Annotated in this window: 7 protein-coding genes, 1 tRNA gene and 5 pseudogenes; 3 read left to right on the forward strand and 10 right to left on the reverse strand. The window is 50.3% G+C overall.

The genetic code is table 11. The features are described from left to right. The first annotated feature begins 300 nt into the window (after positions 1-300). A pseudogene (locus tag CGZ65_RS09475) lies at positions 301-949 on the forward strand (IS1595 family transposase). Positions 950-1,048: 99 nt separating this feature from the next. Here CGZ65_RS09475 and CGZ65_RS15195 read toward each other — a convergent pair. From CGZ65_RS15195 to folP, 8 genes and pseudogenes are all read right to left on the reverse strand, one after another. Further along, a pseudogene (locus tag CGZ65_RS15195) lies at positions 1,049-1,905 on the reverse strand (YeiH family protein). Continuing rightward, positions 1,902-2,096 carry a hypothetical protein gene (locus tag CGZ65_RS14260; RefSeq protein WP_232507427.1) on the reverse strand — a complete coding sequence of 65 codons (195 nt, stop codon included), beginning with the start codon at positions 2,094-2,096 and terminating at the stop codon, positions 1,902-1,904. Before CGZ65_RS14260 ends, CGZ65_RS15195 begins: the two are co-directional and overlap by 4 nt. Before the next feature lie 675 nt (positions 2,097-2,771). Next, positions 2,772-3,542: pseudogene (locus CGZ65_RS09485) on the reverse strand (TatD family hydrolase). A 44-nt stretch (positions 3,543-3,586) separates the two neighbouring features. Next, positions 3,587-4,590: pseudogene (locus CGZ65_RS09490) on the reverse strand (asparaginase). Positions 4,591-4,685: 95 nt separating this feature from the next. After that, the gene (locus CGZ65_RS09495; protein WP_096295642.1) at positions 4,686-4,985 is read right to left on the reverse strand and encodes an EF-hand domain-containing protein; all 300 of its coding nucleotides are present in this window, start codon (positions 4,983-4,985) and stop codon (positions 4,686-4,688) included. Between the two features lie 162 nt (positions 4,986-5,147). Further along, the gene (locus CGZ65_RS09500) at positions 5,148-5,840 is read right to left on the reverse strand and encodes a DedA family protein (RefSeq protein WP_096295643.1); all 693 of its coding nucleotides are present in this window, start codon (positions 5,838-5,840) and stop codon (positions 5,148-5,150) included. A gap of 222 nt (positions 5,841-6,062) precedes the next feature. After that, a complete protein-coding gene (glmM, locus tag CGZ65_RS09505; RefSeq protein WP_096295644.1) occupies positions 6,063-7,403 on the reverse strand; it encodes a phosphoglucosamine mutase in 1,341 nt (446 codons plus the stop codon). Positions 7,404-7,557: 154 nt separating this feature from the next. Further along, positions 7,558-8,401: pseudogene (gene folP, locus CGZ65_RS09510) on the reverse strand (dihydropteroate synthase). 176 nt (positions 8,402-8,577) lie between these two features. Between folP and CGZ65_RS09515 the strand changes: the two are divergent. Next, positions 8,578-9,771 carry an amino acid aminotransferase gene (locus CGZ65_RS09515; protein ID WP_096295645.1) on the forward strand — a complete coding sequence of 398 codons (1,194 nt, stop codon included), beginning with the start codon at positions 8,578-8,580 and terminating at the stop codon, positions 9,769-9,771. 78 nt (positions 9,772-9,849) lie between these two features. On the opposite strand, the gene CGZ65_RS09520 is transcribed toward CGZ65_RS09515, so the two are convergent. After that, positions 9,850-9,925: transfer RNA gene (locus CGZ65_RS09520), tRNA-Arg, on the reverse strand. 284 nt (positions 9,926-10,209) lie between these two features. On the opposite strand from CGZ65_RS09520, the gene CGZ65_RS09525 reads away from it, so the two are divergent. Further along, positions 10,210-11,058 (forward strand): c-type cytochrome, encoded by an 849-nt coding sequence (locus CGZ65_RS09525; protein ID WP_096295646.1) that lies wholly within the window; start codon positions 10,210-10,212, stop codon positions 11,056-11,058. A gap of 161 nt (positions 11,059-11,219) precedes the next feature. On the opposite strand, the gene CGZ65_RS09530 is transcribed toward CGZ65_RS09525, so the two are convergent. After that, the gene (locus CGZ65_RS09530; RefSeq protein WP_096295647.1) at positions 11,220-12,092 is read right to left on the reverse strand and encodes a chorismate mutase; all 873 of its coding nucleotides are present in this window, start codon (positions 12,090-12,092) and stop codon (positions 11,220-11,222) included. Positions 12,093-12,313: the final 221 nt, after the last annotated feature.

The raw sequence follows: 12,313 nt of genomic DNA on the forward strand, positions 1-12,313 counted from the left end.
TACCGTCCTACCGCGCAATCCGACCCCAATGCACAACGCCGGTGCTTCCACCGATGTCCCAAACTTTATTGTTTGTCCGAGTCTTTGCACCCGCCGGCGCAGCAAATCGGTAATGCTTTCAAGCCATGTGTAACTCTCCCCAATATACGTCGGGAAAATAAAGTGACCGTAAATCCTGCTTTACCGGCATTTCCAACTACAACATCAATTTTATCAATATCCGTCACCGGCCGGTAATCAAAACTGTAGGGGCTGTACTAGATAACTAGGGAAATCTAATTTCAGGTTAGAATAACCCCTATGAGAAGAAGCCGTTTAAGTCAGTACAAGCAAAACAAACTGATTGAACTGTTTATTGCGGGTGTTACTGCCCGTACTGCAGCTCAATTAGCCGGTGTTAATAAAAACACGGCAGCCTATTGCTTTCATCGTTTGCGCGTACTGATTTTCCATAACAGCCCGCATCCGGAAATGTCTGATGGCGGAGTAGAAGTTGATGAAAGCTGTTTTGGCGGGCAGCGCAAAGGCAAACGTGGTCGCGGTGCAGCCGGCAAAGTCGCTGTATTCGGGCTTCTGAAGCGCAACGGCAAGGTTTACACCGTTGCTGTGCCCAATAACAAACTGCCGCTTTATTGCCGGTAATACGTGAGCAAGTAAAGCCTGACAGTATTGTTTACGCTGATTGTTACAAAAGCTATGACGTACTTGATGTGAGTGAGTTTAGCCACTTTCGCATCAATCACAGTACACACTTTGCTGATCGGCAAAATCACATCAACGGAATTGAGAACTTTTGGAATCAGGCAAAACGCCGCTTACGTAAGTTTAACGGCATTCCCAAAGAGTATTTTGAGCTGTATTTGAAGGAATGTGAATGGCGTTTTAACCACAGTGAGATAAAGTCTCTTGTTCTATTTTAAAACAATTAGTAAAGCAGAATTTATTCTAGTTGTCTAGTACAGCCCCAAACTGTAATGCCATCCCCCAAAAAAACTCCACTAATCGGCAATTTTTGACGGATAGCAGATGACATTTCAAACAGATGCAGTTATCCGAGCAGGCAGCAGGCAGCATAAGAAATCAGCCCGCCGCCCGCCATCAGCCACAGCATTAGTATGCCTGCCGTCAACAAGGGTTTTACGCCTGCCTGGCGGATACTCTGCCAACGCGTCGTCAGACCGAGGGCAAACATGGCGGCTGTCAGCAAAAACATATCCAGATTAAGGATTGTATCGTGAATCTTCGGCGGCAACTTCAAGAAGCTGTTTACGCCCGCTACAGCGAGAAACCCGAAGGCAAACCACGGAATAACTATGCCGCCTTCCTCCGCGGGCATGCTGTCGAAATACCTCATAATCCACGGCAGAAGCAGCAAAAACGGGCGAGTAATATCACCCGAATCATTTTTGTAATCACCGCCACATCGGCCACAGTCTGGTTGACGGCCGATCCGGCCGCCGCCACCTGCGCCACCTCATGGATTGTGCCGCCGGTAAAAACTCCCCAAGCGAATTGTCCGGCATCCGGTATTCCGCCGGAAAACAGTAACCCTGCCAGCAAAGGATACAGAAACATGGCAACCGTTCCGAACACCACCACCGTAGCAACCGCCACACTGACGGCATGCTCCTTGGCTTTCAGCACCGGCTGCGCCGCAAGCACCGCCGCCGCACCGCAAATGGCACTACCCGCGCCGACCAATGCCGCCGTATGGCTGTCCAGTTTGAAACGCCGGCCTATTACCATCGCCAGCCAGAAAGTACTGCCCACGACGAAGACATCCGTCAGCAACGCCGGCCAACCGGCATACGCCAACTGCGACAATGTGATTCTGAAACCGTAAAGAACGATACCCAAACGCAGCAGCTTGGTTTTGCCAAACTGCACACCTTCAAACAGTTTCATAACATACTGTGGGGGATGATGTTGCCTGCCGCGATTCCGGCAATGATCGCCACTGTCAGCGGGCCGATACCGGAATCCGACAGTTCCGGCAGTCGGGCCAACCGCATACATATCCATGCCGCCACAGCAACCGGAATCATCTGAACGGCAACCACACCATAATATTTGCATTTTTCTTTCATTTCCTTCAAAGATCCTAGCGTTGTTTACACTTTTCGTTTTTCAGTTAAAAGCTCATTTTAAGATTTTTAAGAATGTTAAAAGTACCGAAAGATACTGATTTTCTGAAAATCCAAAAATCACAGAACAGTTATTTTAATAAAAAATAAGGCGCTATCCTAGATAACCAGGATATATCATTATTTACCAATTGTTTTAAAATGGAAATTTGATATCTGTTTCACTGTTGTCAAAACGACGCGTTCGCACTCCTTCAAATACAGATCAAAATGCTCTTTGGGAATAATGCCGTCAAACTTGCGTAAATGTCGTTTTGTCCGGTTCCCAACGTTCCCGGTTCAGTTAATGTGATCTGCCGTTCTGCAACATGTGTCCTTGGCCGGTGCGGAAGCGGTTAAAATCCACTTTCCTCAAAATATACCGCGGCTGCGGCGGCAACGGTATAAATGCGTCGTACGGCACTTTTTCAGGGATTACCGGCAATAACCATTGCCTGGTCTATCGGGGAAAACAACGGTATATAACATTGCGCTTCAAAAAACCGTATGCCGATACTTCCTGCCGCATCGCGAACGCATTTGCCTTTACTCCGCTCCGGCCGTGAAAGCAATTTTATCTCCACAGGGAACATGCCAATCCGAGAAGTCGGTTTTTCCAATTATCAAGTAAAATTCCCGACATATTACTTACGGTTTAAGTATTTTTTCCACAGTTTTTTCCGTTTTAAAGGCAATTTCCGCCAAATCGGCGGCACGCAAATCCGCTACAATTTCGGCAATCCGCCGTACGTTTTCCGGCGTATTAACCCCGTCACACAGCATAAACGGGCTGTCGGTTTCCAAAACCATATCGTCCAAATCCAGATACCGTACAACTTGACGCACTTTTTTCGCCTTCGGATTCAACAGAAGCGAGCGGATACCGATTTTAAAACCACAACGCAGTAAAATCTGTGCTTCTTCCACGCTGCCGGAAAATGCATGTGCAATGCCGCCTTGGGTAAAACCGGTTTGCTGCACCGCATCGGCAATCGCGGCTGTGGCTTTGACGTTGTGCACAATCACCGGTCTTGCCAGCTTTTGCGCTAACGCCAGATGTCGGCAAAAGGCGTCGATTTGCCGCTGCTTTTGCCTTTCAGACGGCCTATTTACCAGAAAATCCAAACCGGTTTCGCCCACCATGCTTGCGGATATTGCAGCAATAAGCGTTCGAGTCCGGCAAAATCCCGGGGGTGGCAGCTTCAACAAACCACGGATGAATGCCCAAAGCAATATGTACGCACTGTTCAGACGGCGTGTTCATTGCCAATAAGCGTACCACATCCGCCCAATCGCTGCGCTGTGTAGCAGGCACGATAAAGCGCATCACGCCCTGCCGGCCGCTTGTACCAAAATGTCGGGCAAACGGTCACGCAAGGCAGGATCGGCAAGGTGGCAATGGCTGTCGGTAAAATGCATGGTTAGGCCGTCTGAAAAGATTTCATTTGCGCTGAGAAGCCGTTTCAGACGGTCTCAATCAAGCCGAGCGCGTGTAATTTTTGTTGCACAGTCTCGGCGTTCCACCGATTCGATACCGCCAAGGTCAGCAGCGCGGCGGCAGTTTCCAAATTGCACTTGCCGCCGTTTACCACACCGGCTTGCCGCAATGCGCTGCCTTGGGCATACACCGCAGCGGCGCACCCTTGCGGCACTTGGCTGATGTTGAGCAACAAGCCACCGCCTTGGGTAAAGCTTTCTACCGCTTTAATGAACGCGGCCTCGCTTGGCGCATTGCCGTGACCGTAGCTTTGCAACACCACAGCTTGCGCGTCGGTATGCAACAGGCTGTCTGAAAAATATTGCGTGCTGAAACCGGGAATCAGCGTTTGGGCAATCACTTTGGCTTGAATATCGAGCGATAGAATATCTAAGCCGTCTGAAACGGGTTGTCTGCGGTTTTCAGACGGCCTTGCCAGCCATTGCCAACCGCCCGATTGCTGCCATTGCGCGAGTGCGCCGAAATGTGGGTTGCCGAATCCGGCGGCGGTTTCGGTGCTGACTTTGCTGCTGCCGATCGCGGATAGAGCTTGCCGTTAAACGCAATCAGCACTTGCGGCAAGGCCAGTTCAAACGCGGCAACGGCGGTCGCCAAGTTCAGCGGCGCATCGCTGTCGGACGCGTCATACGGCCATTGCGAACCGGTCAGTATCACCGGCTTATCCAAACCTTGTAAAGCAAGCGCCAACAGATTGGCGGTGTAGGCCATGGTGTCGGTGCCGTGCAGAATCAGGATGCCGTCGTATTGCGGCATTTTTTCGACTAGCAATGCCAGCCAGTCGCGCCAATGGCTCAGGCTGACCGCTGATGAATCGATTAAAGGTTCGCATACATGCCAGTCGAACCGAAGGCCGTCTGAAAACGGTTGCAGGGCTTTGCCAACCAAATCGGTATCGGGGCGCAGGCCGTCGCTACCGCTGCGCATGCCGATGGTGCCGCCGGTATAGAGAACGAAGATTTTTTGTGTCATGGGTTTTACTCGAAAATAAAGGCCGTCTGAAAGCAGTTTACACGCCTTCAGGCGGCCTATTGTAACGATATTTGTGAGTGCGGTTCAAATTCCGATTATTTCTGCCAGGGCCAGCCTTCGCATGGGCTGGTTTCAAAGCGCACGGCGTGAATCAGTTCGCCCACTTCGATTTTGCCGTTTCGGTTGCGGTCGAGCTGTTTGAACGCACCGGCATCACCTGCTTCAAAATTCAAAATCAAACCGGCGGTATCGACATTTGCCCATTCGCTGGCTGTCAGCACGCCGTCGCTGTTTTTGTCGTTGGCACCGATAAATAACTTCGCCGCCAAATCAGGTTCGCATGCTTGCGCGGGGATTACCGCAGCCAACAGCAAAGCCGTTAACATCCATTTCATTGATCCACTCCCATTGTTCTCTATGATTCGTAACGAACATCATGGCACAGCCGCCTTTGCCTATGAATCAATGTGTTTCAATGGCAGGTTGTGCCGATGTACGGCCGTAAAAAAAGCATCTGAACGTCAGATGCTTTTGAATGAATAAAGTTTCACAAAGAGTCAAATATCGGCTTTTTTGGCCTTGGCACTGGCTTTTGCAGCCGCCGCAGCTTTGCGCTTGCGGCGCAATTCCGCCAATTTTTCGTGATAGAAACGGATGCGCTGGCGTTTGCGCCACCAAAACCAAAGCAACACGGCAGCACCGATACCGATTATCACAAACAAACCGGATTGGAAGCTGTGTACCTTCGCCATCAACCAATCGATATTATTGGCACCATAATCGCCCAAATACACCCACACCGGCACGGAAATCAGGGCGGCCAGACCGTCCATCATCAAAAAGCGCATATATGAAACTTTGCGGCTGATGCCGGCGGTAATGTAAATCGGTGTGCGCAGACCCGGCAGGAAACGGGCTACAAACAATACCCAGTTGCCGTATTTATCGAATTTTTCCTGCACCTGTGCATAGCGTTTCGGAGTCATCACGCGGGCAATCGGTTTGAATTGCAGGATTTTGTGCCCCCAAATGCGGCCGGCGGCAAACATACAGCCATCGCCCACCAACACGCCCAACATACCCACCACGACCATGACGTGCACATTGGTATAGCCCAAACCGGAAATCACGCCGCCGGTAACTAAGGTTACGTCTTCAGGAACAGGCACACCGAAACCGCATGCCAGCAGCACCAAAAAGACGGCGGCATAACCGTATTCAACGAAAAAGGCTTCCAAAAACGCAAACATCGGCAGGTAGTTCTCATCAGTGAAGTAGTTATTCTGGCAGACCGTTTCAGACGGCCTGATATTTGAATGCGGTATAACCGCCTTTTGATTATCGCTATTCTACCAATAGATAAGGCCGTCTGAAAGCATAACAAGCCGATTTCATCAAATATTCATTAAATTAACCGAACGCAACAAAAGGCGGCCCGGGTCAGCCGCCTTTCACTATTGATTACAATGGAATTATTTTTTCGCCCCCTGAATTGCTTCAGCGATGCGCTCGGCACCTTTTTTCGCCCAATCGGCTTGCTTGGCTTCCACCATCACACGCACCACAGGCTCGGTACCTGAAGCGCGCAATACCACGCGGCCTTTGCCTTCCAGCTCTTTTTCCACTTCGGCTAATACATCTTTTGACGCTTCCTGCCAGTTTTGCCCTTTTTGGATGCGCACGTTAATCATGGTTTGTGGAAACGGCTGCCAATCGGCGCACACGGTAGCCAAATCCTGACCCAAAATGCGCAATGCGGCCAATACCTGCAAGGCCGAAATCAAACCGTCGCCGGTGTTGTGTTTGTCCATGCACAAAATATGGCCGCTGGCCTCGCCGCCTATCAGCCAGCCGCGTTGGTGTAATTGTTCCAACACATAGCGGTCGCCGACTTTGGCACGGCAGAAGTTCACGCCCTGTTCGTTCAAAGCAATTTCCATGGCCATGTTGGTCATCACGGTACCGACCACGCCGCCGATTTCAATGCCTTCGCGCGCGCGGGCTTTGGCGATGACGTAAATCAAGTTGTCGCCGTCGTACACTTTTCCGTTTTTATCGACCATCATCAGACGGTCGCCATCGCCATCCAAGGCAATGCCGTAGTCGGCTTCATTTTGCAATACCGCGGCTTGCAGGGTTTTAGTGTGGGTGGCTCCGCATTTTTCATTGATGTTGTAACCATTCGGTTCGGCACCAATAGAAATCACCTTGGCACCCAATTCATGGAACACTTTCGGCGCCACATCGTAGCCCGCGCCGTTGGCGGTATCGACCACCAATTTCAGGCCGCGCAAATCCAAGCTGGCCGGGAAAGTCGATTTACAAAATTCGATGTAGCGGTCATCGGCGCCATTAATGCGGCGCGCGCGACCGAGTTTGTCGGATGGCAGGGTTTTCATTTCCTGATCGATTTTGGCTTCGATTTCCAGCTCAATTTCATCAGAAAGCTTCACGCCGCCTTCGGCAAAGAATTTGATACCGTTGTCGGAATAGACATTGTGCGATGCGGAAATCATCACACCGGCCGACAAACGCAAAGCGCGGGTCAGATAAGCTACGCCCGGGGTCGGCAGCGGGCCGGTTTGAATCACGTTGACACCGGCCGCGGTGAAGCCGGCAATCAGCGCCGCTTCCAGCATATAGCCGGAAATACGCGTGTCTTTACCGATTAACACGGTCGGTTTTTGCTCGGCATCATGCTGCACCAGCACCTGACCGGCGGCATAGCCCAGTTTCAACACAAATTCAGGGGTAATCGGAAATTGCCCCACTTCACCGCGCACACCGTCGGTACCAAAATATTTTTTTGCCATGGAGGTTGCTCCGTTATTCAAAAGTAAGAAAAAATTATAAAAGAGTATAGATGACCCAACAGGCGAAATCTGCCTAACGCGATTAGATGCCGTCTGAAAGGTATAGTTTCATGACCCTTATATTTCAGACGGCCTCAAGATATTGATCCATCGCTTAAACGCCCAGTGCCTGCCACACTTTCAGCGCATCGCAAGTGGCCTTCACATCATGCACACGGATAATTTGCGCACCGCGCGCCACCGACGCCAACGCCGCCGCCACGCTGCCGTGAACGCGTTCAGACGGCGTGTTTTCACCGGTCAATTCACCAATCATGCGTTTGCGCGACACACCAATCAACATCGGCAAACCGGTCGCCTGCATCAGTTCGGGCAAATGGCGTAACAAAGCGATATTGTGCTGCAAGGTTTTGCCGAAACCGAAACCCGGATCGAGCGTGATGCGTTCGGCGGCAATTCCGGCTTGTGCGCACTCCGCCACGCGTTCATTCAAATAACGCGCCACTTCGCCGGCCACATCTTGATACTGCGGATTATCCTGCATGTTTTCCGGCAAGCCCTGCATGTGCATCAGGCAAATACCGATATCGGGATAACGCGCCAACACCTCCACCGCGCCTTCATCAGTCAACGCAGCCACATCATTGATGATGTCCGCACCGCCTTGCGCCAACGCCTGTTGCATCACCACAGCGCGGCGCGTGTCCAAACTCACCGGCACATTCCATTTGCCGATTTCCGCCAACACCGGCTGCACCCGCTGCCACTCTTTTTCGGGCGGAACAAAATCTGCCCCGGGCCGCGTCGATTCGCCGCCGACATCAAGAATATCCGCCCCGTCTTTCAACAACTGCTCGCATACCGTAAGGCCGTCTGAACATTTTGCGAATAAGTGCCGCCGTCTGAAAACGAATCCGGCGTGAGGTTGACAATCCCATGATTTTCGGCTCGGCCAAATCAATCTTGAAACGACCTGCCTGCCAGATGGTTTGCGTCATGAATCTTCCTTATCTCAAACGGCTACACATAAACACGGCATTATAACAGGCCGTCTGAAAGGGTTAAATATTCAGACGGCCTGTTAATAGAATTGTCAACAATCTTGGTTTATGCCAAAATCCGATTCATCAAAACCTATCCCCCTTATTTTCTTGAGTGACTCAAAGGAAACATCATGTACCAGCATGTCGAATTCTACCCCGGCGACCCGATTCTGAGTCTGGTCGAAGTGTATAACAACGATGCCCGGCCGGGAAAAGTCAATTTAAGTATCGGCATTTATTTTGACGATGAAGGCAAAATGCCGGTGTTGCAATCGGTGCGCCAAGCAGAAGTGAAACGTGCGGCCAAACCGCGCACCAGCCCTTACCTGCCGATGGAAGGCTTGGCTGCGTATCGTGAAGCGGTGCAGCATTTGTTGTTCGGTAAAGACCATGCTGCCGTAAAAGAAAAGCGCATCGCCACCATCCAAACCTTGGGGGGCTCGGGCGCATTGAAAATCGGTGCTGATTTTATCCACCGCTGGTTTCCCGAGGCGAAAGCCTATGTCAGCGGCCCGACTTGGGAAAACCACAAAAGCATTTTTGAAGGCGCAGGCTTTGAAGTCGGCACTTATCCGTATTACGACCCGGCCACCATCGGCGTGAAATTCGATGAAATGGTGGCGTTTTTTGAAACGCTGCCGCCAAACAGCGTGCTGATTCTGCATCCGTGCTGCCAAAACCCGACCGGCGTGGACATGACCGAAGCGCAATGGGATAAAGTGTTGGATGTGATTCAGGCGCGTGGTTTGATTGCGTTTATGGACATTGCCTATCAAGGCTTCGGCGAAGATTTGGACAGTGATGCCTACGCCATCCGCAAAGCTGCCGACATGAGCCTGCCGCTGTTTGTGAGCAATTCATTTTCGAAAAATTTATCGCTTTACGGCGAACGCGTTGGTGGTCTGAGCGTAGTTTGCCCGACGCAGGAAGAAGCGGAATTGGTATTCGGCCAATTGAAATTCACCGTGCGCCGCATCTATTCCAGCCCTGCCGCCCACGGTGCCTATATCGCCGCCGATGTGATGAACACGCCGGAATGGTTTGCACTGTGGCAAAGCGAAGTATACGGCATGCGCGACCGCATCCGTGCCATGCGTCAGCGTTTGTATGAGGTGTTGAGCGCAAAAATTCCGGATAAGGATTTCAGCTACTTCATCAAGCAGCGCGGCATGTTCAGCTACACCGGCTTGACTGAAGCGCAGGTTACCCGTTTGCGCGAAGAATTCGGCGTGTATCTCTTGGCTTCCGGCCGCATGTGTGTGGCGGGATTGAATCCGAGCAACGTCGAATATGTGGCCGATGCCTTTGCCGGAGTATTGAAATAAGGCGGTAATTTGAAGTAAATCAAAAGGCCGTCTGAAAAAACTTCTCTTTTCAGACGGCCTCTTACATAATAACCTTTTTGGCGCACCCGACTGGGATCGAACCAGCGACCTTCAGCTTCGGAAACTGATGCTCTTCCAACTGAGCTACGGGTACATAAAACGTAAGATTAGCTTAAATTCGGGCATTTGGCAAAATTAATGTGCCAAGTGAATGAAAGGTTACACACGGCAACACAATCCGATCTTTAGAATATTTATATATTACAAACCCTTAACTCGGATAAAATTTTTATTTTTAAAGTTTTTTGCAGAATTTCGAGCATATAGATTGGAAAGCACCTGTGAATTCAGTATAATCCAGCAAAATATTGTTAATTCCGTTTAACAAATCAAATATAACCTTATAGCACAACCTAACCCAACGGCGAGGCCTACCAAATGAAACAACTCAGTAACAGCAAAGCCCAAGGCTCAGCATTGTTCACCCTTGTGAGCGGTATCGTTATTTTGCTCGCGACCGTATTTTTCTTGATTAAACTGGCAGGCAGCGCATCATTCAGCGATGTCGACCAAACTACCGAATCAGCTACACAAACCCGTATTCAGCCGACCGGCCAAATTGTTTTAGGCGACGGCATCCCAGTAGGGGAACGCCAAGGCGAAGCTATCTTCAATAAAATCTGTATTCAATGTCACGCATCTGACAGCAACGTGCCGAATTCGCCTAAATTAGAAAACAACGCCGAATGGGCACCGCGTATTGCACAAGGTTTCGACACCCTGTTCAACCACGCGCTTAACGGTTTCAACGCTATGCCCGCCAAAGGTGGTGCAGCTGACTTGACCGACCAAGAGTTAAAACGCGTGATCGTATTTATGGCCAACAAATCAGGCGGCTCTTTCCCTAACCCTGATGAAGCCGCTGCCACCGCTCCTGCCGAAGCTGCTGCTTCAGGTGCCGCACCAGTCGAAGGTGGAGCCGCTACTGCTGCACCTGCAGAAGCCGTCCCTGCCGCTGAAGCCGTTGCACCAGCCACTGCCGGTATTGACGGTAAAGCTGTTTATGACGGTTTGTGCATGGCCTGCCACGCTTCAGGCGTAGCCGGTGCCCCTAAAGTCGGTGATGCTGCTGACTGGAAAGAACGTCTGGCCCAAGGTAAAGAAACCTTGTACAAACACTCGATTGAAGGCTTTACCGGCAAAAAAGGCATGATGCCCGCTAAAGGTGGTAATCCTTCATTGACCGACGACGAAATCAAAGCTGCTGTGGATTACATGATTAAATAATTCTGTCATGAATTTGAGTATAAAAATGCACCGTTTACACGGTGCATTTTTATATTTTCGCAACTTCATTTGAGTTAATTGCGAGTTTTTTTAAAACATGATAAAAAGGCCGTCTGAAAACATATTTTTCAGACGGCCTTTATCTTATCCATACTAAAAAATCAGTCTAAGCTGCTCACCACGCCATTGGCACCCGATGCCACTGACAAACGGTATAACACTTCTTGCGGCATATCGCTGTGCCACAAGCCGGTAATATTGGCAATTACCGGAAGATGGGTCACTTTGCGCACGCGAACAATCGCATCGACATCCAATCGGTAGGTGTGCTCGGGCTCAAAACTCAACGTACCCGCCTCACCCAAGATAATATGATGATTACCACGCAAGGCAATGTGTTCGGCAGCTACCAGCCAATCATCAACACGGTGATGCTTGTCTTTACACAGTACCAGCGGCGTATTCAGACGGCCTACTTCATCTTGTAAAGCACGATTACTCATCAATTCGCCGCCCAAATACAAAATATCCGCTTGTGCGGCCAAAGCTGATTTGATTTGGCGCACATCACGAATCCGCACCAATACCGGCTTACCTGATTCATGAATGTGCTCAATTTCCTGCTGCATAGCAATGATTTGTGCTTTTTCGCTGCTGTTGTCCACATCTGCATACGGCCTGGCTGACATAAAAAACGGATCAATAAACACTGCATCGGCATCCGCTTTAAACCCTAGCGCAATATCCAACATTTTTTCGCCGCCGAACACCACCCCGCGAACGCTAATCCGGCTGTCTTGCAGCTGCGCTTCACGACTGATGATTTTCCAATCGTTCAACACCCGAATCGCCCGTTCTACTTCCGGCAGACGCTCCAATTCATTCGGATGAAACACGCGTTCATCGCCGACCGCGCCGATAATCGTGCGTTCCTCGCCCTGGGAAACATGTTCCTGCAAACCGCGGCTGCGGATGCATTCAATGACACGCGCCACCGCCTCAACCGAAGCCTGCTTCTGCATCACAATAATCATTTTGTGCTCCCTGCTATTGAGAATCTGATATTAACATAATTCGACCTTTCAGACGGCCTAATCGAATAAGTTCCACTACCGCTCATCATACTGCTTTACATTAACCGCATAACCCTTGTGCTATACTACATACCTAATTGTATGTTTCCCTTTTTCTATGTTGAACCGCTTGCTGAACTCAGGAAAATTCTGGTTGAAAATTGTTTTTTTCAGCCTGCTGG

The organism is Neisseria weixii, assembly GCF_002327085.1.
In the GTDB taxonomy this organism is placed as follows: domain Bacteria; phylum Pseudomonadota; class Gammaproteobacteria; order Burkholderiales; family Neisseriaceae; genus Neisseria; species Neisseria weixii.